This is a genomic window from Iodobacter fluviatilis (assembly GCF_004194535.1).
GTDB lineage: Bacteria > Pseudomonadota > Gammaproteobacteria > Burkholderiales > Chitinibacteraceae > Iodobacter > Iodobacter fluviatilis_A.
The window spans coordinates 3,220,026-3,243,440 of record NZ_CP025781.1 but is presented as its reverse complement, the minus strand read 5'-3'; the positions used below and the strand labels follow the sequence as shown (position 1 = coordinate 3,243,440).

General features: G+C 48.7%; 19 protein-coding genes and 2 riboswitches. Of the genes, 5 read left to right on the top strand and 14 right to left on the bottom strand.

The annotated features are described in order from the left end of the window. The first annotated feature begins 25 nt into the window (after positions 1-25). The 3 genes from C1H71_RS14395 (at position 26) to C1H71_RS14385 (ending at position 3,416) form a co-directional block, all read left to right on the top strand. Positions 26-967: a 5'-nucleotidase gene (locus C1H71_RS14395; RefSeq protein ID WP_130107164.1), complete on the top strand. Its 942-nt coding sequence runs from the start codon at positions 26-28 to the stop codon at positions 965-967. A 43-nt stretch (positions 968-1,010) separates the two neighbouring features. Continuing rightward, positions 1,011-1,358, top strand: a complete 348-nt coding sequence (locus C1H71_RS14390; RefSeq protein ID WP_130107163.1) for a hypothetical protein — start codon at positions 1,011-1,013, stop codon at positions 1,356-1,358. A 147-nt stretch (positions 1,359-1,505) separates the two neighbouring features. Beyond that, complete coding sequence (locus C1H71_RS14385) at positions 1,506-3,416, top strand: B12-binding domain-containing radical SAM protein (RefSeq protein WP_130107162.1); 1,911 nt, start codon at positions 1,506-1,508, stop codon at positions 3,414-3,416. A gap of 133 nt (positions 3,417-3,549) precedes the next feature. Here the strand turns inward: C1H71_RS14385 and C1H71_RS14380 are convergent, their stop codons facing one another. The 8 genes from C1H71_RS14380 to C1H71_RS14350 form a co-directional block, all read right to left on the bottom strand. Beyond that, a complete protein-coding gene (locus C1H71_RS14380) occupies positions 3,550-4,038 on the bottom strand; it encodes a retropepsin-like aspartic protease family protein (RefSeq protein WP_188053318.1) in 489 nt (162 codons plus the stop codon). Between the two features lie 286 nt (positions 4,039-4,324). Next, positions 4,325-4,477 (bottom strand): hypothetical protein, encoded by a 153-nt coding sequence (locus C1H71_RS20730; protein WP_188053316.1) that lies wholly within the window; start codon positions 4,475-4,477, stop codon positions 4,325-4,327. Between the two features lie 83 nt (positions 4,478-4,560). Next, positions 4,561-6,513, bottom strand: coding sequence for a helicase-related protein (locus C1H71_RS14375; RefSeq protein ID WP_130107160.1), 1,953 nt, complete (start codon positions 6,511-6,513; stop codon positions 4,561-4,563). A gap of 73 nt (positions 6,514-6,586) precedes the next feature. After that, positions 6,587-7,642 (bottom strand): AI-2E family transporter, encoded by a 1,056-nt coding sequence (locus C1H71_RS14370; protein ID WP_130107159.1) that lies wholly within the window; start codon positions 7,640-7,642, stop codon positions 6,587-6,589. A gap of 2 nt (positions 7,643-7,644) precedes the next feature. Beyond that, positions 7,645-7,953, bottom strand: a complete 309-nt coding sequence (locus tag C1H71_RS14365) for a P-II family nitrogen regulator (protein WP_130107158.1) — start codon at positions 7,951-7,953, stop codon at positions 7,645-7,647. Beyond that, on the bottom strand, positions 7,953-8,891 hold the full coding sequence (locus tag C1H71_RS14360; protein ID WP_130107157.1) for a sodium-dependent bicarbonate transport family permease: 939 nt from the start codon (positions 8,889-8,891) through the stop codon (positions 7,953-7,955). Before C1H71_RS14360 ends, C1H71_RS14365 begins: the two co-directional genes overlap by 1 nt. A gap of 102 nt (positions 8,892-8,993) precedes the next feature. Then, entirely contained in the window at positions 8,994-9,950 is a 957-nt protein-coding gene (locus C1H71_RS14355) for a TerC family protein (RefSeq protein ID WP_130107156.1), read from the bottom strand. Between the two features lie 23 nt (positions 9,951-9,973). Further along, positions 9,974-10,816 carry a M48 family metalloprotease gene (locus C1H71_RS14350; RefSeq protein WP_130107155.1) on the bottom strand — a complete coding sequence of 281 codons (843 nt, stop codon included), beginning with the start codon at positions 10,814-10,816 and terminating at the stop codon, positions 9,974-9,976. Between the two features lie 345 nt (positions 10,817-11,161). On the opposite strand from C1H71_RS14350, the gene nhaR reads away from it, so the two are divergent. Further along, on the top strand, positions 11,162-12,064 hold the full coding sequence (gene nhaR, locus C1H71_RS14345) for a transcriptional activator NhaR (protein WP_130107154.1): 903 nt from the start codon (positions 11,162-11,164) through the stop codon (positions 12,062-12,064). A gap of 220 nt (positions 12,065-12,284) precedes the next feature. Continuing rightward, on the top strand, positions 12,285-12,821 hold the full coding sequence (locus tag C1H71_RS14340; RefSeq protein ID WP_130107153.1) for a DUF2087 domain-containing protein: 537 nt from the start codon (positions 12,285-12,287) through the stop codon (positions 12,819-12,821). 178 nt (positions 12,822-12,999) lie between these two features. On the opposite strand, the gene C1H71_RS14335 is transcribed toward C1H71_RS14340, so the two are convergent. The 6 genes from C1H71_RS14335 to C1H71_RS14310 form a co-directional block, all read right to left on the bottom strand. Further along, positions 13,000-14,400 (bottom strand): M16 family metallopeptidase, encoded by a 1,401-nt coding sequence (locus C1H71_RS14335; RefSeq protein ID WP_130107152.1) that lies wholly within the window; start codon positions 14,398-14,400, stop codon positions 13,000-13,002. After that, the gene (locus tag C1H71_RS14330; RefSeq protein WP_188053314.1) at positions 14,397-15,767 is read right to left on the bottom strand and encodes a M16 family metallopeptidase; all 1,371 of its coding nucleotides are present in this window, start codon (positions 15,765-15,767) and stop codon (positions 14,397-14,399) included. Before C1H71_RS14330 ends, C1H71_RS14335 begins: the two co-directional genes overlap by 4 nt. Before the next feature lie 132 nt (positions 15,768-15,899). Further along, positions 15,900-17,360 (bottom strand): NAD-dependent succinate-semialdehyde dehydrogenase, encoded by a 1,461-nt coding sequence (locus tag C1H71_RS14325; RefSeq protein ID WP_130107150.1) that lies wholly within the window; start codon positions 17,358-17,360, stop codon positions 15,900-15,902. Between the two features lie 18 nt (positions 17,361-17,378). Further along, positions 17,379-18,662: a 4-aminobutyrate--2-oxoglutarate transaminase gene (gene gabT / locus C1H71_RS14320; RefSeq protein ID WP_223145879.1), complete on the bottom strand. Its 1,284-nt coding sequence runs from the start codon at positions 18,660-18,662 to the stop codon at positions 17,379-17,381. A gap of 305 nt (positions 18,663-18,967) precedes the next feature. Then, positions 18,968-20,368, bottom strand: coding sequence for an L-serine ammonia-lyase (locus tag C1H71_RS14315; protein WP_130107149.1), 1,401 nt, complete (start codon positions 20,366-20,368; stop codon positions 18,968-18,970). A 263-nt stretch (positions 20,369-20,631) separates the two neighbouring features. Beyond that, positions 20,632-20,729, bottom strand: a riboswitch (glycine riboswitch). Positions 20,730-20,768: 39 nt separating this feature from the next. After that, positions 20,769-20,887: riboswitch (glycine riboswitch) on the bottom strand. A gap of 377 nt (positions 20,888-21,264) precedes the next feature. After that, on the bottom strand, positions 21,265-23,181 hold the full coding sequence (locus tag C1H71_RS14310) for a BglG family transcription antiterminator (RefSeq protein ID WP_130107148.1): 1,917 nt from the start codon (positions 23,179-23,181) through the stop codon (positions 21,265-21,267). Positions 23,182-23,415: the final 234 nt, after the last annotated feature.

Below are 23,415 nucleotides of genomic sequence, written 5' to 3'. Positions count from 1 at the left end.
GGCCTGCCGTAGAGACAACTCCAATATGCCTTACAACTTAGAATCCCGCTTGGTCGTCGGCGTTGCATCCAGCGCAGTGTTTGATCTTCATGAATCTGACGAGGTATTTCGCCGTGATGGCGAGGCGCAGTATCGAAAGTACCAAGAAGAACACTTGAATAACCCACTGGAGAAGGGCATTGCCTTTTCATTTATTCGCCGCCTACTCAGCCTAAATGATCTAGGTGAAGATCCCGTCAACGACCCGTTGGTTGAAGTGATTTTACTTTCCAGAAATGACCCTGATACAGGGATGCGGGTGATGAAGTCTATCGCGCATCATGGCCTGGGTATTACAAGGGCGATCTTTATGCAAGGGATGGCCCCGCACGAATACATCCCTGCTTTGAATATCTCACTATTTTTATCTGCCAATGCTGATGACGTGCGCGCCGCCATGACAGCAGGTTTGCCCGCTGGCAGAGTATTGGATTCTGCGATAGTGGATGATGCAAATGACTCTGGCCTGCGCATTGCATTCGACTTTGACGGCGTGCTCGCAGACGATGAATCAGAATCTGTCATGCACACGACCAATGATCTGAATATGTTTCATGAAAACGAGGTTAAGAAAAACAATCAGCCATTAGGCCCTGGGCCTTTGAAAGAATTTTTCATGCGTGTTGCAAGCATTCAATCCTGTGAAGAAGCCAAACGCAAGGCTGATCCTTCCTATAAAAACAGGCTCAGAATTTCACTCGTCACAGCCAGAAACGCCCCATCGCATGAGCGTGCATTAAACACTTTAAAAAGCTGGGGCGTCATGCCCAATGATGCTTTTTTCCTTGGTGGGATCGACAAAATGAAGGTGCTTGGCGTAATGAAGCCACATCTATTTTTCGACGATCAATCGGGGCACCTTGCTGGTGCGGCAACCGTAGCCCCTTCGGTACATATTCCTTTTGGTATCAAAAACTTAGCCCTATAAGACGGATTTGATCATGCACCACTTACTTTAAAGGTTAGGCTTTTTGCAAATCATGAAAAACATACCCCTAAGTGAAAGACTAGCCTCAGCATTTATAGGCGCCATTTTTGGTGCAGTGATTGGCTTTATTGTGGCTTGGTTACTAGGGGTGTACTCACAAACTTTAGGCCCTGGCCAATTTGATGTTTCTATGGCTCCTTGGGTTGGCACGAGCACCTGCATTTTTGCGCTGATTGGTTTACTCATCGGCCAGCATATTGCAACGATGATTAGCAATGCTTTTACTGCCTTATTAGAATTTGAAACTCTTGGTCATTATGGCCTTCCATCATGGTGGAAATTTATTGTCCTGCTCGTGATCATCGGTGGCGGCTACTTATCCTTGAAATAATCAATGCGCTGATCCATCAGCTCCGAAATATCCGATTCACCAAGCTCCTCCCTTCCATACCCCCCACAAGCGAACAAAGCAGCACTGAGTTACAATGCGCGTTTAGCGAAGGGCTCTGCCCTGCCGCGTATTTTTCTGGATTTTGCTATGTCTACGCCCCGCGTGCTGTCTGTTATCCCTCCGATGACGCAGCTCAACACTCCCTACCCTTCTACCGCCTATATCACGGGGTTTTTACGCTCGCGTGATGTGGATGCCGTGCAGGAGGATTTGGCGCTGGCGCTGGTGCTCAGGCTATTTTCTAAGCAAGGCTTGTTAGAGGTTAAAACCTGTATTGAGGCATTACCAGAGCGTAATCGCAGCTTTCAAGTACAGGCTTTTTATGAGCAGTTTGATCTTTACCTTGCCACCATCGGCCCTGCCATTGCCTTTTTGCAGGGCAAAGATTCCACCGTTGGACACCGGATTTGTTCGCGGCAGTTTTTACCAGAAGGTTCCCGCTTTGAATCCTTAGATGTGTATGTGGATGATGAAGGCGGTGATCCGCTGGCATGGGCGTTTGGTGCGCTGGGTATGCAAGATAGAGCGCGGCATTTAGCTACGCTTTATCTAAACGATATTTCAGATGTGCTGCGCGATGCGGTCGACCCGCGTTTTGAATTTGTGCGCTACGCAGAATCGCTGGCATCCAGCCAGCCCACCTTTAATCCGCTGGCCAAGGCGCTAGGCGAGCCACTCAATCTGGTCGATGCCACGCTGCTGGAACTGACACTGGCATCGGTTAAAAAACACGTCCCCACCATTGTTTTGGTGTCTGTGCCCTTCCCCGGCGCAGTGTACGCAGCGTTCAGAATTGCCCAAGCAATTAAGACACACAATCCAAGTATCGTGCTGGCGCTAGGCGGCGGCTTTGTGAACACCGAGCTGCGCGAGATGTCTGACCCGCGTGTATTTGATTATTTTGATTATGTAACGCTAGATGATGGCGAGCGCCCGCTATTAGCGCTGCTCGATCATCTAGCAGGCAAACGTAGCCAGCAACGTCTGGTACGCACCTTTGTCAGAAACGATGGGGCAGTCAAATATATTAACTTTGTAGAGCCAGATATCGCCTTTGCCGAAGTCGGAACCCCAACGTGGGATGGTTTGCCGATTGATCGCTACCTATCGCTCTTAGATATGCTGAACCCCATGCACAGGCTGTGGTCAGATGGGCGCTGGAATAAACTGACGGTGGCCCATGGTTGCTACTGGAAAAAATGCAGCTTTTGCGATGTCAGCCTTGATTATATCTCGCGCTACGATGGCGCATCGGCGGCTACCCTTGTCGATCGCATCGAAGAAATCATCGCTGAAACCGGCCAGACCGGCTTTCACTTTGTTGACGAAGCCGCCCCGCCTAAAGCGCTGAAAACACTGGCGGCAGAATTACAAAAGCGCAATTTGGCAATTTCATGGTGGGGCAATATCCGCTTTGAAAAATCCTTCAGCCCCGAGCTATGTCAATCGCTTGCCGATAGTGGCTGTATTGCGATTTCTGGCGGGCTGGAAGTCGCCTCAGATCGCCTGCTTACGCTGATGAAAAAAGGCGTATCCATTGATCAGGTCGCCCGCGTCACCCGCTCGTTTACCGATGCTGGCATTCTGGTCCACGCTTACCTGATGTATGGCTTTCCCACGCAAACCGTGCAAGATACCGTTGATGCGCTGGAATACGTGCGTCAGCTATTTGCCGAAGGTTGTATTCAATCCGGCTTTTTCCACCGCTTTGCCTGCACCGTGCATTCGCCAGTTGGCCAACACCCAGAGGAATACGGCATCACACTGCTACCGCTACCCGAAGTCACCTTCGCTAAAAACGACGTCGGCTTTATCGACCCAACGGGTGTAGACCATGACGCCCTAGGCATAGCGCTAAATAAAGCGCTGTACAACTATATGCACGGCATTGGTTTGGATGACGATGTGCGGGTGTGGTTTAGCGGGCTTATTCAGAAGGTACCGCGCACCACCGTACCAAGAAATAAGATTGCTAAGGCGCTAACGGCTAAAGGCTAGCAAGCAACCCATTTTTGCTAAACATAGCGCCAATGAAGCAAGTACGACGTTATTGCCAAATATTTTTATTGGGGATTCAGCAGCAGCTGAACCCCCGCAAAAAAACGTAGGTGCATTGATAAAGAAAGGCAACTTAATCAGCCGCACTTAACCTCAAAATCATCTGCTCATCCTTCAGCGTTATATCAAAGCGCTTTAGGATATTCATGCCTAATAAGACTTCATCACTCATATTAGGTACCACGCCAACGCTGGCATTTTCAAACTCAAACGGGCCAAACTGCAATTGGGACAGTCGGGATGAATAACCTTCCACTACGCCATTGGCCGTTTGGCTCAGCATTGGCTCACCACGCTCTAAATTCAAACGCTGCGCCAAAGCTGCATTCATCGCCATAGTGGTTGCCCCTGTATCAATCAGCATCACCACGGGTTGGCCATTAATACTGGCATTCAGACGAAAATGCCCATCTTTTGCCCGTTTTAAAACCAACTCCTGCCCTTGGCCAGCGGCAATGCGCGTATTGGGATTATATTGATGCGCTAAAAAAGTATTAAAACCCCAGTAAATCCCCGCCGCCACCACAAGCCATACCAGCACAATCGAAAACGTAGAGCGCATATTTGCCATATATTGTTTTATAAAACAGCAGCAACAATATATAGGCCGCCTAGGAATTGCAAAACATTAAGCTAAAAACCCAATATCCCTTTTCATAAATCCACCGCATCGGGCGACTACTGCGTGGCGAGCATACCCAGTATGGTGGTCGAAACCGATTTAAGCCTGATTTTTGCTGCCCACTGCAGATTACAAGTAATTTTTGGGTCTTTAGGCCGAGGGGCATAGGCCAGATTCAGCTCATCAGCATAGGCAATTACTCAGCATGCCCTGGCCCACCGCCTCCTTAGGCGCTTTTTCTGTGCTGGCGGCTAACAGCATAGAGCCGGAATAGGTCGCCAGATCCATCCGCACCTAGGCCACTGGGCGTGGATATGGGCGGCAGCGCAGCATGGCTCAGGCTGGTGCAGCTCAGGATACAAACATAAATGGCACGCATGGCAAACTCGCAAAAAAAGAGGATTGCCCTTGTTCTAGTCGAGTTTTAAATGCGGGGAAAGGCAGCGATTCACCCCAAACCGCTTATGGCTTGCGTCCCCACTGATGGCCACGACGGCTTTTGCCAACGCTGGTGGGGCGACGACTGGTGTTTTGTTTTTGCAGCAGCTGGTCAATTTTCTCTGAAGTGGATTGCATTAAAGACTCGGCCATTTCACCGCTCGGGAAGGTATCCGGCATTCTGAACCCCAGCCAAGCGTAAGCAGAATAGAGCTTGCAGGTGTCTTCTAAATATTGCAGCTCATTACGCCCGCCTAGGCCATCCATGCGTAGCAGTGGCACGGTTTTGCGCTTGGCTCTGGCTTGTGTCCAGTCTTTAAATGCCGATTCAAGCATGGCAAATTTGGTGGAGATTGGACAAAGGCTAAATACAAATCGATCAGTTAACGGCAAGAGTAGAGTATCTAACCAGCGGGCTTTTTCGATTTGTTCGCTTAAATTAGCCGGTAAGAAAAACTCATCATGCACATTAATATGCTTAGCAAATAGCTCTAGCAGCGGCTGCAATTTGGTTTCGCCAGTTGCGCCAGAAATCTGCTGCAAATAATCAAGGTTAGGGGAAACAAAAAAGCCAGTTGCGGGTAAAGGCTCTATTTTTTGCTTGAGTAGCTCGGCAATCATTTGGTGCGTTTTAGCATCTAAGCCCGCTACAAAACCCGCCTCATGCTCACCAAAGCGCCCTGCCCGTCCAGCGATTTGCTTGGCCAGCGATGCGGCAATCGTGCCCTCGGCGTAACCATCCCATTTATTGGCGGTGGTAAAAATAATCCGCCTGGCTGGGGTATTTAGGCCCATGCCGATTGCGTCGGTGCCAACCACAATTTTGGTGGTGCCATCGATAAATCGCTCGGCTTGTGCTTGGCGCACTTCGGGAGATAAATTGCCGTAAATGGCAGAAACCTTAAAACCCTGCTCGATTGCTTGATCCCGCCAGTTCAAAACTTCGCGGCGGGAAAAAGCGATCAGTACATCGCCAGCTTGCAAATTAGATAAGGAGCCGAGTGGTTTTTTCTCCATTTCCAGCGGCGACATGCGCTCTAATTTGCGCACTTCCAGCGTGCCACCTACACGTTTTACTAGGGATTCGATGGCAGGCTGGGCCTCTAGTGCACCCAGCAAATACACGGTGCTGGCCGGTACGCCGCACACGGCCGCCGTCCAAGCCGCACCGCGATCCTGATCTTCTAAAAGTTGAATTTCATCAATCACCGCCACCTCAATCATCCGATTGGGGTTAAGCATTTCTACCGTGCTGGCTACGTGAGTGGCCTCTGGGTGCAGCTTTCTTTGCTCGCCAGTAATTAAACTCACCGCCACGCCCGCGTCGGACAGGCGACGATAGTTTTCTAAAGCCAGCAAGCGCAAAGGGGCCAGATACACGCCCGATTTGGCTTTGAGTAAATGCTGCATCGCTGCATGGGTTTTGCCCGAATTGGTTGGACCTAAGATAGCAATAAAGTGCCGAGGCATCGCCTGCGCCACGGTAAAGGATTCGGGGTAGAGCGATAAATTGACCGCATTATGGGTTTTATCCTCTTGCCGCGTAGCGGTTTTGCCGAGTTTTTGTGCGGCAATCCGATCCAAGGCTAATTGGCAGCGAAACCGCGCCAACTCATACTTAGCCTGAAACGCGGTCAAAGTGCTCGTTGGATCCAACTCAAAATCATTGGCAATCGCCAGTACTTGCTCAGCACAGTGTAATAATTGAGTCTCAAGCTTGGCACGGGCCTCATCATTCCAACGCGCTTTAAGCATGTCAAAACGCGCCGCAGTATCCATCTTGCGCCACTTACTGGTCTTACCTAAAAAACCTTCATCGGGCACCAAATGATAAGCAATCTTCCGCCCATCCAACTCAATCTCACCCTGCACCGATACGGCATAGCAGCCATCGGTGGTCACCAGCGTGGCGTGATGCAACTGGAGGTAATTATTGATTTGCAGGATTTCTGGGGTGTCGATCAGGGGTTCAGTCATGGCTTCCTACGATAATATAAATGGCATGTGCCTATAAGCGGCGAAGTATACAGCCTGTAACCCTCCCTGAGGGTCAAGCACGTTCATCCTCCAGCCATTCCCGCCACACTACTAATGCCACGGCCAAAATAACTGGCCCAATAAACAACCCCACTAAGCCAAACGCAGCCAAGCCCCCTAAAACACCAAATAAGGCGAGGACAAAAGGAATATCAACTACGCCAGACAGCACCAAGGGCCGAACAATATTATCCACCCAAGACACCACTAACACGCCCCATAGAAACAAGCCCAGAGCTGCCAACTCGTTCCCAGTAAAAAATAAATACACGGATGCCGCGCCCCAAACCACAGGCGTGCCAAAAGGGATCATGGCCAACACCACCGTCACCGCCGCCAGCGCAATTGGTGCAGATAAGCCCGCCACCCAATAACCCAAACCCGCGACAAGACCTTGAATCAACGCTGTTAGCACAATGCCATAAACCACAGCACGTGTAGTAAGTGCCACTGCATCTAAATAGGCATCCGCCCTAGCGCCAAGCAGGGAGAGAAAGATAATCCTCACTTGGCGCGCCACACTTTGCCCATGCAAATAAACAAAAAACAAGGTAAACAGCGCCAATACTAGCTTGAGCACGTTCTTGCCTAGCCCGCCAAGTAATACAGGGAGGTAGTGATTTAAACGGCTGAAGTGCATTTTTAGCTGCTGCTGAAATTGAGTAGGGTCGGCCAGCATATTATTGAGCCACGCCAGTAGCTCCTGCCCAATAAAAGGCAGATGCCCAATCATCACTGGCGGGCGCAAACGCCCAGCGGCCATTTCTACACTAATGGTATGCAGCAGTTGCCCACTTTCTGTACGCAGTAAAAACACCAACCAAGCAAGGGGCAAAACCACCAGTGCCGACATTAAAAAGGTCAGCACGCTTGCTGCGAGTAAAGATCGCCCTCCCACTAGCAGATTCACCCTTAAATACAACGGCCATGATGCAAAAGCCAAGATAGCCGCCCATAGCATAGGGACTAAAAAAGGGCTTAAAACCACCGTCACAGCAAGCGCTAAGGCCGTCAAAAAAGCCCCAAGCAACAAGCGGCGTATTACAGGACTACTCGTAAATTCACGCATTGTTAAAATTTCTCGGCTCGAATCACTTCCACATCTTGCAGGTACGCCACCATAGCAAAGTTAGCAAAATAGTGCTCTTGCAAAAACAACAGCGTACTTTCAGCCTGAGGACGCGGCAAAATCATTTCAACCCGTATATTGGCAGACTTCCCCCAAGCGCCATCTCTTAGACCATGCATGCCGCGGCCACGCGCATCAGATATCGTGTAGGCCTTGATGCCTAATTGCTGAAGATCGCGCAGCAACACCTGCTCTACCGCAGCCTCCGTAATTGCGGTCAGCAAGGTGCGTAGTTCTGTATGGATGGTCATTAAAATACTCCGTGAAAATACGAGGCCAAGCGATGATATAAAGGGATCCCAAACACCACATTAAATGGGAAAGTCACGCCTAACACAGCGGCAAGTGAAATAACCGGATTAGCCTCAGGCACGGCTAAACGCATCGTAGCTGGCACCGCAATATACGAAGCACTGGCCGCCAAAGTAGCCAGTAAGGTAAGACCACCTAGAGATAGGCCCAGTAATAAACCGCAGAACAGACCCAGTGCCGCAGAAAACAACGGCATTAACACGCCAAACGCTAAAATAAAGGCGCCGCGTTTTTTAATTTCATCAAGCTGGCGGCTCACAATCAGGCCCATTTCCAGTAGAAACAATGCCAATACACCTTTAAATAACTCAAAAAATAGCGGCTTTATTGGCGCTAGCCCTTCAGGCCCGGCAGCCCAACCAATAGCCATCCCTCCCAGCAGCAGCACTACGCCTTTACCTAGAAAAGTTTCGTGCGCCAACTTACCCCATTGCGTGTCTTTACCCATACCACGCACCAGCACAATCCCCACCAAAATTGCGGGAATTTCCATGACAGCTAGAAAAATCACCATTTGCGATTCAAATGCAATCTGGCGACTACTTAACCAATTCACACCAACAGCATAAGTGGCAACGCTGACCGAGCCATAATGCGCGGCCATAGAGGCTGCATCGGCCCTATTTAATCTGCCAACCCCCTTCAACACAACAAAACCAAACAAAGTCAGCGCCGCACCAAGGCTAATCACTAAAGCAAGCTGAGGTAAAAGCGGCAATATGGGCTGCTGTGCCAGACCTAATCCACCTTTTAAGCCAATAGCAAGCAATAAAAAAACTGCCAGCGACTCATATAAAGCCGCTGGCAGTTTTAAATCAGATCGCATGAGCCCTGCAGCAAGTCCAAGCAAAAAAAACATCACAACGACATCAATCATTCACTTATCCTAAAAAAGCACGGCACAGCCCGCTGTGGCTTGCCCCTTAGCGCTTGGGAAAAGAAGCTAGGCCAGCTAGCTTCTTCGCGGCAAACAAGGCAATCAGCGATTACGCGTTAGATATAAGCTGGCTGCCACACTACCGGCAATTAATAGACCGACCACTGAAAGTGAGATTGCGATCGGCATATGATACCAAGGCATAATCAACATTTTGCTACCAATAAAAGCCAATACTAAAGCCAAGCCATATTTGAGTAAATGAAAGCGATCAGCCATATCCGCCAATAGGAAATACAGCGCCCTTAAACCTAAAATCGCAAAAATATTTGAAGTAAACACAATAAACGGATCAGTCGTAATGGCAAAAATAGCTGGAATTGAATCCACCGCAAATACTAAATCTGACACTTCAACCAAAATCAGCACTAAAAATAGCGGAGTAAAATACAGTACACCATTTTGCTTAACCGTAAACTGCTCGCCATGGTGCGTTTCCGTCACCCGCAGGTATTTCTTAGCCAACCTAAGCACGGGGTTTTTCGTCATATCCGGCTCTGAATCCACCGTAAACAACATTTTTATCCCTGTGACCAGTAAGAAAAAACCAAATAGATACAGAACCCAGCTAAATTCACGCACCACCCACGCGCCGGCCAAAATCATAATAGCCCGCATCACGATAGCGCCAAGCACGCCGTAAATTAACACCCTACGTTGATATTCTGCAGGCACACTAAAGGCCGAGAAAATCAATAAGAATACAAACACATTATCAATTGAAAGCGATTTCTCAATCACATAGCCGGTTAAGAATTCTAATGCTTTACGGTCAGCAATCTCAGGGCCTACCGCACCATTGAGATACCACCACATACCGGCATTAAATAACAGTGCTAAACTAACCCACACTAAAGACCAGCTAGCAGCCTCTTTAATGCTGACCTTATGTACCTTATTGCCGCCGAATACAAATAGATCAAGAGCCAACATCACCAATACAAAGCCAATAAAGCAGGCCCACATCCACGGCTCACCAATTGAAACGGCTGCATCCATACCTACCCCCTCATGTATAAAAATCAATGTCTTAACTTTAGTGCCAAAATCCGCTCACTAAGCAAGGGATGCGACATAAATAAATGCTTCATGCCAACCCCGATACTTCCTGCAATGCCTAGCGCAACCTGAGGCTGCTCTGAGCTAGGTGCACCATCCAAAAACTCTAATGCGGCAATCATGGCCGCATTGCCAGATATTCTTGCCCCGCTCACATCAGCTAAAAATTCAATACGGCGCAAGAACCACATCACCGCCAATGCTGCCAGCACTAAGCCCATCGCCAGCACAGCAACAAACATAGCTACTTCGGCCCACCCGTAAAAATGTGATATGGCATATTGATTAGCCATAAAACAGGCCAATAGCACCACTAAAATATTGGCTATACCTTGCATTGCAATTAACTTAGTCATATCCGCATTAGCGATATGACTGACTTCATGAGCCAGTACTGCCTCTGCTTCATATCTAGGTAAACGCCACAATAAACCAGAAGAAACAGCAATTAAGGCATGGTGCCTTGATAACCCTGAAGCAAACGCGTTGATATCAACTGAATCGTAAATAGCCACCGCCGGGCCACGAATTCCTGCCAATTTAGACTGTTTTTCCACCGTAGCAAGCAGCCAAGATTCTGCTGTGTTGCTAGGAGTTTTTAGCGGTTTGGCCACTAATAGTTGCTGCGCTTTGTGCTTTGAAATAGCAAAGGCAAGAAAAGCTGTGCCCAGATACATCACAGCACAAAACAAAGCAAATGGATAAAAATTTAAACCATTAAAAAAAGGCCATAGTGAGCAAATGCTGAACGACAACAACAGCACAAGCACCAAGTTACTTAAAAAAAACACCTTCAGCCTTTTCATGATCTACTCCTTACATTGCTACCAGCCCTAGGGCTACTCGCCCCAATGGCAAGCTCTTCAATGTAAGCTTACTGTGTTTAGCCTCCACATTTTAAACTAGCGTAGAAATTGAGTTTGTGAGCGGTAGGTCAACGTTTCTCTTACTTTTAAAAGTTAAAAATCTATTAAATAATTTACGCAAAGCTAACAATCATTCAAAAACTTTATCTATAAAAACTGACTAAAAATCAACAACTTCGTTCAAATTAACAACAATAATTTTATATTAACCCTATCCTTCCACAAAGAAAATCAGATTATTATTGATTTATAGTTCGTAAAAAACTGATCATTGGACCAAGAAGCATGATGAATTACAAGCAGCTTTACTATTTTTGGAATGTAGCAAAAGTGGGTAGCATTACTCGTGCCGCCGAGCAGCTTCACCTCACTCCGCAAACTATTAGTGGCCAGATTTCAGAGTTAGAAGCCTCCTTAGGTACTGATTTATTTCGCCGTGTGGGCAGGCGGCTGGAGCTCACCTCTGCTGGCAAACTGGCACAAACGCAGGCCGAAGAAATATTTCAAATTGGCAATCAGCTAGAGCAATCGTTAAAAAGTGGCGCAGCTAGCCCTGAATTAATTTTTAAAGTTGGCGTAGCCGATGCCGTTCCTAAATCCATTGCCTACCAGCTCTTAGCCCCTGCGATTACGCTAGCGGAGCCGGTGCGCTTAATTTGCTATGAAGATAAACTAGAGCGCCTTTTTGCCGAATTGGCCATCCATAAGCTTGATTTGGTGATTGCCGATCAACCTCTTCCCTCAGAACTAGGGGTAAAAGGCTATAACCATGCCTTAGGTAAATGCGGCATCGCTTTATATGCGGTACCCGAGCTTGCCACGCGCTATCGCAGTGGTTTTCCACAATCGCTGAAAGACGCACCCGTACTTTTCCCAGGCGATAAAGTCGCGATGCAAGCGCCGCTTTTACGTTGGTTTCAAGAGCAAGGAATGAGCCCAAGGATAGTGGGGCAATTTGACGATAGCGCGCTAATGAAGGCTTTTGGCAAAGCCGGAGCAGGTGTTTTTGCTGCGCCCGCCATTATGGAGGAAGAAATCCTCAAGCAACACGGAGCCCAATTGATCGGCCATGCTTCAAGCGTGCAGGTAAACTACTTTGCCATCTCAGTAGAAAGAAGGCTTAGTCACCCTGCGGTACTGGCTGTCAGTGAAGCCGCAAGGCGATCGCTCTTGATGCAGAAAGAATAACAATTAAATACTTACAGAAACTTGAACCCAAGCCTGTTTTTAAGCTATGATGCGGCTAGGTCTGCAGTTCACCTAGGCGTCGCCGCTTCATCTTGAAGCACGCTAAACCTGTTATGGCGAAAAATGTTTGAAATTTTTGCTTGGCCCGAACCCTAGTGCCAAGCCGTAACGGCGACCAGCGGCAGTCTCAGCGACTTCGGCACGACAGGAGAATTCGACCATGTCGCGCACCACCTATCCTTTTTATACCTCTGATATCTCTGCCCTAGCCCGCTCATTAAAGCTGCAATGGGCTGCAGAACCTGCCGCCCCCAGCCACTTACAAATTTTAAATATGCTTGCGCGTGCAGCGGGCTTTAGTAATTTTCAGCATCTGCGCGCCGCAGCAGAAATGCCTGCCCCCTTAACCACCAGCACGCAATCCGTGCTAACAAAACGTCTACTCAGGCATTTTAATGAACAAGGGTGCTTAATTCGCTGGCCTAAGAAATTTTCCGAGCAACTACCCTGCCTATGGCCGGTGTGGGCCAATATTCCAGCAGCAACAGAGATGACAGAAAAGGCCGCCAATGAGTGGATTAAATCTGCAGAAGCCATAGGAGACCATGTTTTACTGCGCCGCGAATTGGTGAACTACCAACTCATCACCCGCACACCAGATTGCCGCGTTTACCAGCGGCTGGAGCAAGATATTCCTGATGAATTGGCTGAATTTTTGGCTGAAATACAAAAACGCAAAGAGAAAATGCTCACCTAAATCACCGAAGGGGGATTAGTGCCTATCATGCCAACTTATATGTTTATTGAGTGGGCAAGATAAATCGCCTTTGCCCCCCATCAGTTATATATCTTAACGTTGATACTCAAAGTAAGTGGATGGGATGAGAGCCGCCTACGGCAAACTCCACCCAAACGGCTCTATGCTGGATTGCGATTCAATCCCCACGTAATGCAGCTAAATCCACCCTATTTTGGCAATTGATATTACCCACGGCCCAATAGCTCTCCCCTAGCCAAGCTTTGGCATATTTATGCACCAGTTCTGGCGTGTATTGCGAAAAATCCGTGGCATTGCCAACTAAAGAAGCATCAAGCAGCCAATTCCAAGAAATATATTGTGCATGCTGCATAGGAAAATCTGCTCTTTCATTTTGCTGCTTAATTAATATGCTTCGGATATTTTTAATTTCCTCTAGACTAGCTGCTTCTTTACGTAAACGAGCGATTTCATTCACGGTTATTTTTGCGGCTTGATCACATTGCTTAATATCAGTTTGATAATTTAATTTTATCAATAAACCTTGCCAAGCATTTAACTCGTAATTACTGTAAACCCCATACGTTTCACCGGTATTTTCACGTAAAGCCTGCCAAAGCCGCTGCTGTAATAACTGGCTAAGGAAATCAGCCATATCCGCGCTGGCAGACGTTGCAGGTACCGGAATATAAGCATGCCAAACGCGGATAGCGCGTTGTTCCTGCATGGTTTGGTGTAGTTCATTACCACGGCCATGAGCTAATGCTTTAGGTTTAAATGAACTCACCGGCTGAGTGGGCAAACTTGCAATATATTTTTCAATCCACTGCTTAGTTTGCGCTTGCTTATTTAGCCCCGTAAATACAAAACGGAATGCGCGTGGATTACCAAACAACCTACCCCGTGCGGCAGAAAAATCTGCTAAAGAAGCATCAAATTGATAATCCAGCCAAAAGCTAGGATATGGCCAGTTTTCACCATAATGCTTTTCATTAAGCCACATATAAAGAGACTGCCAATTGGCTTTAGCCTGCTGAAAAGACCGCACCATACTTTGTTTATGCACCGCCGCATCGTCTCTTGGCGCAGTCCATACTAAGTATTGCAATTGCAAGAATTTTTCTAGATCTTGCACGCTAGTTTCACCGCTAAAGCCATGCTGATCTGGGGTAATAAACGGGTGTAATTGCAGAGATGCAGCCGCAAGCTGCTGTTTTAATTCAGCACCACTCCACTCACCCAATCCGGCATCTAACATGTAATCAGTGAGCGACAAACCGGCTGGGCCTAGTTTTTTGCCTAAAGCGGCCATGCCCCCTGAAGATCGGGCAGAGAAACCAACTATGTCATTCGCATTTTTAGCGGGGGTGGTAAGAACTTCAATACCATTACTTAAAATAAACAGCGTCCCCCCCGTTGCAGGGTCAAATTGCTCGCTGATGATTTTTCCTGGCTGTGGCTGTTTGCTTAATAAAGGCTTATCGATCTTAAGCAATGTGGTGTTTTCTAGCGTTTCAGCTTGCACCGCATCCACAATATTTTGCGCGGTGCTATCCAAAAATAAGGAATAGCTGGTCACCGCAGGGGCAGTAATACGGTAGCCAGCTGATCTGGCAAGCCTAATAACCTCTTGAGCTCAGCCTGTAGATCCTCTGGCTTGATTGCAGCAAATAATATTTTTTTCTGCTGTAGCGAGCCTGCTAAATCTCTGGCTGATTGACCATATTGCACGTGCATTTGCAAAAGAAAGGCCCAGTCCAGATGATTAAGCTGAGTGGCTTGCAGTTTTTGCCATTTCGCAAAGGTCTGGTCTAGCTCTTGCTGGGTAAAGCCAAAGCGCTTGGCTCTTTCAAACTCACGATATAAGGCCTGTAAAGCCTTTTTCATTTGCTTATCTTTAACCATCACAGAAAAACTAAACTCGGGTTGCCGTGTAGGAAGACTTAATCCATGACCATTCACCCAACTGGCTTCTAAGATTGGGCTTTCTTTGCTCGCCGCTTGGCTAAGCAAACGCTGATGAATTAAATCGCCCAATAAGCCTCGCTTAAAATAAGCTAGCTCAGTGTCCACACTCCAACTTAACTCCGCCGGCAGAATCCATCCCCAGCCTACAACCGGATGCGCTATGCTCCACACGTCTCGGTGGCTAAAAAAACGTAAGCCTGGGCTTGCAGCGGGGATAGGATAGCCATTAGGTAAATCGCCTTTTGCCACATCGGCAAACAACACCTTGATTTTTTCTTCGACTTCTAGTGGATCCACATCCCCCGCCACAATCACCGCCATACGCTGAGCTTGATACTCGCGCTGATAAAAGGCTTTAATCTTGGCTAAGGGAATATTTTTAACAACATCAACATCCCCTATCGCCATCTGCAGGTGATACCGCTCTTGGGGATACATAACTTTAAACAAGGACTGATAAAAATCAGTACTCCACTGGCTTTGCCGGCCCTCATCCAGCACCACCTCCCGCTCTAGCTCTAATTCCGCCGCATCGAGCTCAATGCCAGCAGCCCAATCAGCCAATAATTGCAAAGCCTGAGGCGCGGCATCGCTGGCCACGCTGATCTGATAAATCGTGTTTTCATTCGAGGTAAAGGCATTAAAATCACTGCCAATGCGCATGCCTTGGCTTTCTAAAAATGCTTTTAATTGCTGAGGGGAAAAATGCTTAGTACGGCGAAACGCCATATGCTCTAACAAATGCGCTACACCACGCTCTTCTTTGGCCTCGCTCATGGAGCCCGCATTCACAATCAACCGTAATTCAACCTTTGCGGCCGGTGAGGCATTCGCTTTAATGAAATATTTCAAACCATTTGTAAGCTGACCATGGCGAATATCCGCCGCCAACACAGGAAGCTGTTCTACTACATTGCTCGCCGCAGATGCCGCCACATTCAACAATAATAATAAGCATGCACAAACTATATTTTTCAAAACCAGCACCGTATACTTTCAGAGGGCGCAAATATTACGGCAGTTATAAGAAATTATCAACCTTCCATTTGCCCTATTTAGCCCCTCCTCCATAGCTGTAAAAAATTAAGCACAAGCAAGTCGGTTTAAAACTTACTGGTCTAGCCCGCCCATGCACAAATATTTAATGACCAAGTAATCATCCATCCCGTAATGAGAGCCTTCGCGGCCTAAGCCTGATTGTTTTACCCCACCAAAAGGGGCAATTTCATTTGAAATTAAGCCGGTGTTAATCCCCACCATGCCATATTCCAAGGCTTCGGCCACACGCCAAACACGGCCAATATCACGGCTATAGAAGTAGCTAGCCAATCCAAACTCGCTCTCATTCGCCATCGCGATTACTTCTGCATCGCTATGAAAACGAAATAAAGGTGCTAATGGGCCAAAGGTTTCTTCTTTTGCCACCAACATACTGCTATCTACCCCTGCAAGCACAGTTGGCTCAAAGAAAGTTTGCCCCAGCGCATGACGCTGACCACCGAATAGCAGGCTTGCTCCTTTTTGCAGTGCATCAGCAATATGCGCCTCGATTTTTTCTACCGCAGCTTCATTAATTAATGGGCCTTGATCTACGTCTGGCTCTAACCCATTCCCTACTTTTAAGCGGCTGACCGCAGCAACTAATTTGGCTGCGAAAGTATCGTAAACACGGTCATGCACATACAAGCGATTAGCACAGACGCAGGTTTGCCCTGCATTACGATATTTAGACGCCATCGCCCCCAGCACGGCCGCGTCTAGATCTGCATCTTCAAACACAATAAAAGGCGCATTTCCCCCCAGCTCTAAAGACAGCTTTTTAATGGTTGGGGCACTTTGCGCCATCAAAATACGCCCTACTTGCGTGGAACCGGTAAAGCTAAGCTTACGTACCAGCGGGTTACTTGTCATCTCCTCACCAATTTCGCGAGCCTTGCCTGTAACCACGCTAAGCACACCGGCCGGAATCCCTGCGCGCTCGGCCAATACCGCTAGCGCTAGGGCAGAAAGCGGTGTGCTTTCTGCTGGCTTAATAATCATGGTGCAGCCCGCAGCCAAGGCTGGGCCTGCCTTGCGAGTAATCATGGCAGCAGGAAAATTCCACGGCGTAATAGCAGCGCACACCCCAATTGGCTCTTTAATCACCAAAAGCCGCTTATCCGCAGCAGGCGTTTGCAAGGTATCCCCACAGACGCGCTTGCCTTCTTCTGCAAACCATTCAATAAATGACGCCGCATAGCCAATCTCGCCCCGAGCCTCCGCCAAAGGCTTACCCTGCTCGGCGGTCATAATTGCGGCCAAATCATCCGTATTTTCAATAATCAAATCAAACCAGCGCCGTAATAAACCACTGCGCTCCTTGGCCGTTTTTTTGCGCCATGATGCCCAAGCCACATTGGCCGCAGCGATCCCCGCCTGCGTTTCTATCCGCCCCATATTCGGCACATAGGCGATTACCTCACCAGTTGCAGGGTTATGCACAGCAAAGCGGTCACCATCTAAAGCATCTTGCCAAACGCCATTGAGATACGCTTGCTGGCGTAATAGATCTGCATCTTGTAGCTTTAACATAGGTTTTCCTTATACTGCTTAAGCTTGAAACTTCATCACGGCACTGAGCATGGCTTGCTCAAGAATATCTAGGCCTTCATTGAGCAGCGCATCGCTGATAGTGAGCGGGAATAAAAAGCGGATCACATTGCCATAGCTGCCACAGATCAATAAGAGCAAGCCATTTTCTAGCGCCTTAGCCTGTACCTGCTGAGTAAACGCCACATCAGCGATGCCATCGCGGATAAACTCCAGCCCCACCATTGCCCCCAAGCCTCTGACCTCAGCGATTTGCGGCACCCGCTCACGCAAACTGTTTAAACGGGTTTTTACGGCTATGCCTAAAATATTTGCACGCTCGCAGAGTTTTTCTTCTTCGATAATATCCAGCACAGCATGAGCCGCGGCCACCGCGATGGGATTGCCAGCGTAAGTCCCACCTAAGCCGCCGGGGCTAGGCGCATCCATGATTTCGGCCCGACCACAGACGGCAGATAAGGGCATACCACCCGCTAAACCTTTCGCCATAGTGATTAAATCGGCCTCTACATCGTAATGCTCCATCGCAAACAATTTGCCAGTTCGGGCAAAGCCCGTTTGCACTTCATCTGCAATCAGTAAAATGCCATGCTCATTGCAGAGCTTGCGTAAGGCACGCATCAGCTCTATAGGTGCCGCATAGAAGCCGCCCTCGCCTTGCTCTGGCTCAATAATAATTGCGGCCACACGGCTAGGCTCAATATCAGCTTTAAATAATTGAGTTAGAGCTTGTAAGGTATCTGCAACGCTCACGCCATGCAGCATACTGGGAAAAGGCAGGTGATAAACATCGCTAGGAAAGGGACCAAAACCTATTTTATAAGGAGACACTTTGCCAGTCAGCGCCATACCCATCATGGTACGGCCATGAAAACCGCCATGAAATGCAATAATCCCCGCGCGGCCAGTGGCAACCCGCGCAATTTTAACCGCATTCTCCACCGCCTCCGCACCCGTGGTAAAAAACGCAGTTTTCTTGGCATGCGTGCCTGGCGTGGCCTGATTAATTCGTTCGGCTAATTCTACATACGAGGCATAGGGCATCACTTGATAAGCCGTATGGGTAAAACGCTCCAGCTGCGCATGCATCGCGGCGATCACTTTAGGGTGACAATGCCCAGTATTGGTCACCGCAATCCCCGCAGCAAAATCGATATAGCGCCGCCCCTCTACATCCCACAGCTCGGCGTTCTCTGCCCTATCGACATAGATAGCACACATCACCCCCACTCCACGGGGAGTGGCGAGATTTTTCCTTTCCTGCAACGATGCATTGCTCAACATAGCGTTCATCCTCTGCTTTAATTAGAAAGTTTGATTGCAATATAGCGCCTGCCTACTGAGCCACACGCTACAGGGCCAACACCCTGCTTGCCAATGGGCTTTGGTTAAACCAGAGCCACTCCATCCTATCGCCAACTGTAATGTATATGCAAAAGGGACACAGCTAGCTGTGTCCCTTTTAATGACTTTTGTCGCTGATGTTGTTTGCTAAGCACTCACTTTAATCTGTGACCCTATAAGTGGCACCGCCACCAGACTCCGCAAAACAAAACAACAAAACGATTTACAGACCCTAATCACATCGATCAGCACTCCACAATATTCACTGGCAATTCGATCATATTAATCGCTAAGCCACCACGAGCGGTTTCTTTGTATTTGGTATTCATATCGCGGCCGGTGTCGCGCATGGTTTTGATGACTCGATCGAGCGATACAAAGTGCTGGCCGTCACCGCGCAACGCCATGCGGGCGGCGTTAATGGCCTTGATCGACGCCATTGCATTGCGCTCGATACACGGCACTTGCACCAAGCCACCCACGGGGTCGCACGTGAGGCCCAGATTGTGCTCCATACCAATCTCTGCCGCATTTTCGACTTGCTCGGGCGTGCCACCTAGCACTTCTGCCAATGCACCTGCCGCCATGGAACAGGCCGAGCCTACTTCGCCTTGACAACCAACTTCTGCACCAGAGATCGACGCATTGAGCTTAAACAAAATACCAATCGCCCCCGCCGTGAGAAAGAATCGCACAATGCCGTCATCCGTTGGATTTGGCGTAAAGCGGGCGTAGTAATGCATAACGGCGGGGATAATCCCAGCGGCACCATTGGTTGGAGCCGTCACCACACGGCCACCACCCGCGTTTTCTTCATTGACCGCCAGCGCGTATAAATTCACCCAGTCGAGCACGGTGAGCGGATCACGCAACGCGGCTTCAGGCGAAGCCAGTAGCTTTTGGTACATATCAGCAGCACGGCGTTTTACCTTTAATCCGCCAGGTAAAATGCCCTCATGCTCGCAGCCGCGTTTAACACAGGCTTGCATCACCGACCATATTTCTAGCAAACCAGCGCGAATTTCGTCTTCGGTGCGCCAAGCCAGCTCGTTCTCTAACATGATCTGACTGATGGTTTTGCCGTGGCGCTCACACAGCGCCAACAGCTCTGCACCGCTCTTAAATGGGTGCTTTAGCTCCGTTACGCCCGGCGGGTTAAAGCCAGCATCCACCGCGGCTTCATCCACCACAAACCCACCACCTACCGAGTAATAAGCCCGCTTAGAAAGGCTTTCGCCCGCCACATCAAAAGCTTCAAAAGTCATTCCATTGGGGTGAAAAGGCAGGGTTTTACGCTTATGTAAGATGAGATGTTCGGCTTCAATAAAGGCAATACTCTGCTTGCCCAGCAAATTGAGCTTACGGCCTTCGCGGATCGCGGCTACCATCTCGTCAACCTTATCGGTATCCACAAGACGGGGGGATTCGCCTTGCAGGCCTAATAAAACAGCAATATCCGAGCCGTGCCCCTTACCGGTGGCCCCTAAGGAGCCAAATAACTCGCTCTTTACTTTGGCAACTTTTTCAAGAAGGCCATCTTTCTCTAAGCGGCGAGCAAAAGTACGCGCAGCCCGCATCGGGCCTACCGTGTGCGAGCTGGATGGCCCAAGGCCAATTTTAAATAAATCGAAAACGCTAATTGCCATTTTGAGTATCTCTAGTGGTTCTTGCCCAGCCCCATTTCAATATGGGACTCTCACTGACGAGGAGCGCGGGCAAGGTAACGGTTTATAAGTGTATTTTTAAGTTTGAGCCGAGTAAGCGCTTATCGTTCAATCTGAGGTAACAGTCTGACTGGCTCAATCATTCAGCACATCACCGCTATTTATGCATCTAAAATGGGAAGGACAGCTGAGTTAAGCGGGCGATAACAAGCGTTAATAAGGGAGCCCACACAGCGCTGGCTGAGCGATGCCCCTCTGTCCGTTTGCCTGAGAGATTGCGGCGCGACGTATCGCCCATGCTTCTTCGGCGAGGCACTTAAGCCTGCTCCCCAGAGTGCTGTGATTCAGTTTTGAGCTGATTCCTACCATCCCCCACTCAAACCAAACCATGACAGTTCTTTTGCCTGAGCGTTTTCTGGGCGATTCCCCTTCGGCGCTGCGCCACTTGCAGCTTGCTAAAGCAAGCCATAAGCCAGGTGCAGCCTCTCTTGTCATTGCAGCGGAAGATTCCGGCCTAAACCGGCCAATGCCGCGTAGCTGCGCTAATTTAGTGAAGCTTGCGCAGGCTGTCAATTCACGATTAGCCGTAGATCATCAGCCTCAAAAAATCATGATAAGTAAGAACAAGACTAGCAGCCTGTCGGACTTAAGACTGATCTACTACGGAAAAGCCGGATTTGGCCAGCACGCCAGACAGCAAATACATCTATACCGCCAATGGCAAATTGCTCGGCCAGATCAACACAGGAGCACCTGCACTATTACCGGTAGCGCTCGATGGAAAAACCATTTTCCTAATCAATTATGTTTGAAGCACTTTGTAGTTAATTGCTAACTAAAAACACGGGCAATCGCAGAAACAAGCTTTGTTATTGTCCTTAATGTGCCTTTAAAGAGCGAATCGCTGCCGCTTTAAACTCAGCGAAATCTGCACACTCTAGCAAGCGGGCACTGGCGCACTCCCTAATTAAAGAGATAAATAAATCATAAATCGCCATCGCTTCTTCGTAGTCTTCCTTGCTAATCGCCAGTAAGAAAATCACCGAAGCCACCGCGCCATCGCCCCAAGCAATGCCCTGCGGGGCGAGCACGGTATAGACCACGGAGCGCTTGGCGAGCAGGCCCAAGGAATGTGGCACGGCAATGCCATCGCCTTGAATCGTGGATAAAATCGCCTCGCGCTCGGTGACTGAGGGGTAGAAATCCTCGTTCACAATGCCTTCTTGCTCTAATTGTGCGCATAGACGCTGAAAGAGTGCGTCTTGGGTGATGGGCTCATCAATGCGCAAAAAGTGCTTGGCATCAAAATAGCGATCAAGCATATAGGGGTGAGCGCGGTTGATCTCTACCGTTTTAGCCAATTGCTCTAGCTGAAACTCGGTAGGAAACGGCGATAGCACAATCACTGGCTTGCCCTTGTTGTCTAGCGGCTGAGTAGAGATCACAAAGTCATCGCTTACCCCATCCAAGGCGTAATAATCTTGCTGCGAGATTGATTTGCTCAGCAATACCTGCGGGAATTTGCGCTGCAACATCGCCTCTATCATCCGCGTAGTCGAATTGCCCATATCGCACACCAGCAGGGCCTGTGGGCGGCAGACAAAGGCAATCTGATAGTGCCGCTCCAACCCCACGCCAATATGCAGCACCAAATAGCCAATTTCATTTTCACTTACTTGATAGGCCGTGTGCTTGGCCCAGCTAGAAACAGCGCTTAGGGTAAAATCGTAAGCCAAAGCGTAATGTTGCTTAATATCGGTTAGCACGGGATTGGGTAAATTAATTTGATAGCGCAAACGCGTGATCATGGTTTTAACGTGGGTGAGCAAATCCAAGCGCAGACGGCTATCGTGGCGCAAATCATAGTGATAATGGCGGTTGATATAATCCAGGATATAGCTGACCAAGGCCTCGGCATCGTCGGCATTAATCGTATCGGGCATGATGCCTTGTATGCTACGCGCGGCGATATTGATCGCTAAAAAATGCTGTTCAGCGCTCGATAATTCGCAGAGCGTGATTTGCTTAAGCTCTGCCACCAACTCACTAACAATGGCCGCAATATCATGGCTGACTTCTTCTTTCGTTCGCTCTTCGATAGGGAAGCCATCGCTAATTCTTTTACTCGCTACGGCACAATATTGGCTAATAAAGTGAAAGCCATCATCACTTAAGCGTACCGTGCTATGCGCAAGTAAACGCGTCAAAGTGCTCACAAAATTTATCGATGTACTAGCCAAATCTGGATCGCTTGCTAGCAGCGGATGGCTGGCTTCTTCACGGCGCAGTTGGCAGAGTAAATCACTTAAGCACACCCGAATCGCCGATTCTCTGCCTATCAACTTCATACCGTAATGCGGCCGAGTTTCGATGCGCAATTGATATTGGGCAAGATGGCTGCGCACCTCGGCCATATCGATTTGCAGTACCGCGCGGTTCACATACCAGGAGTCCGCAAGGTCTTGCAATTTAAACGCATAGGCTGAAGTCAGAAAACTCATTAATAAATACTGAACCCGCTCGCCTGCGGTACGCGGCAGCGCTTTGCTCGATTGTTGGCTTAAAGTCAGCTGAGCAAAGCGCTCCTCATTCTGAATACTGAGCACATAGCCTTCACCCCGCTGCAAAATAAATTGCGCGCCATGCTCAAGTAAAGTTTCATTCAGTGCCGCAATATCGGTACGCACCGTGCGCGTAGACACCGAAAACCGGCGCGCCAGCTCATCCTGCGGCAGCGTTTCTGCCTGCAAAGTACGATAAAGCAAAGCCAAACGCTTATAAGGGAAACGAACCATAATGACTTAAGCCCTGCAAGGAGTGCCTCTTCATTACAAGAACACGCCCGCTGAAATAAATCGATCAATCAAAATCGCCTGAAGCAGCGCGAAGCGAACAAGAACGCCAGATCTTCAGATTACGGGGACTCACCAGATCAGCAAAAATAAATAGCCCCAATGCCATGCAGAATATGTAGGGCGGGACCCCGCGAGCGATGCTGAAAAATCGGCGGGTTGCAGCCCATGTGCGCT

What these genes read in the sequence shown, in the direction of transcription:
- C1H71_RS14395 (WP_130107164.1), top strand. Translation starts at nt 26, where the DNA reads ATGCCTTACAACTTAGAATCCCGCTTGGTCGTCGGCGTTGCATCCAGC.
- C1H71_RS14385 (WP_130107162.1), top strand. Translation starts at nt 1,506, where the DNA reads ATGTCTACGCCCCGCGTGCTGTCTGTTATCCCTCCGATGACGCAGCTC.
- C1H71_RS14380 (WP_188053318.1), bottom strand. Translation starts at nt 4,038, where the DNA reads ATGCGCTCTACGTTTTCGATTGTGCTGGTATGGCTTGTGGTGGCGGCG.
- C1H71_RS20730 (WP_188053316.1), bottom strand. Translation starts at nt 4,477, where the DNA reads ATGCGTGCCATTTATGTTTGTATCCTGAGCTGCACCAGCCTGAGCCAT.
- C1H71_RS14375 (WP_130107160.1), bottom strand. Translation starts at nt 6,513, where the DNA reads ATGACTGAACCCCTGATCGACACCCCAGAAATCCTGCAAATCAATAAT.
- C1H71_RS14370 (WP_130107159.1), bottom strand. Translation starts at nt 7,642, where the DNA reads ATGCGTGAATTTACGAGTAGTCCTGTAATACGCCGCTTGTTGCTTGGG.
- C1H71_RS14365 (WP_130107158.1), bottom strand. Translation starts at nt 7,953, where the DNA reads ATGACCATCCATACAGAACTACGCACCTTGCTGACCGCAATTACGGAG.
- C1H71_RS14360 (WP_130107157.1), bottom strand. Translation starts at nt 8,891, where the DNA reads ATGATTGATGTCGTTGTGATGTTTTTTTTGCTTGGACTTGCTGCAGGG.
- C1H71_RS14355 (WP_130107156.1), bottom strand. Translation starts at nt 9,950, where the DNA reads ATGGATGCAGCCGTTTCAATTGGTGAGCCGTGGATGTGGGCCTGCTTT.
- C1H71_RS14350 (WP_130107155.1), bottom strand. Translation starts at nt 10,816, where the DNA reads ATGAAAAGGCTGAAGGTGTTTTTTTTAAGTAACTTGGTGCTTGTGCTG.
- nhaR (WP_130107154.1), top strand. Translation starts at nt 11,162, where the DNA reads ATGATGAATTACAAGCAGCTTTACTATTTTTGGAATGTAGCAAAAGTG.
- C1H71_RS14340 (WP_130107153.1), top strand. Translation starts at nt 12,285, where the DNA reads ATGTCGCGCACCACCTATCCTTTTTATACCTCTGATATCTCTGCCCTA.
- C1H71_RS14325 (WP_130107150.1), bottom strand. Translation starts at nt 17,360, where the DNA reads ATGTTAAAGCTACAAGATGCAGATCTATTACGCCAGCAAGCGTATCTC.
- gabT (WP_223145879.1), bottom strand. Translation starts at nt 18,662, where the DNA reads ATGTTGAGCAATGCATCGTTGCAGGAAAGGAAAAATCTCGCCACTCCC.
- C1H71_RS14315 (WP_130107149.1), bottom strand. Translation starts at nt 20,368, where the DNA reads ATGGCAATTAGCGTTTTCGATTTATTTAAAATTGGCCTTGGGCCATCC.
- C1H71_RS14310 (WP_130107148.1), bottom strand. Translation starts at nt 23,181, where the DNA reads ATGGTTCGTTTCCCTTATAAGCGTTTGGCTTTGCTTTATCGTACTTTG.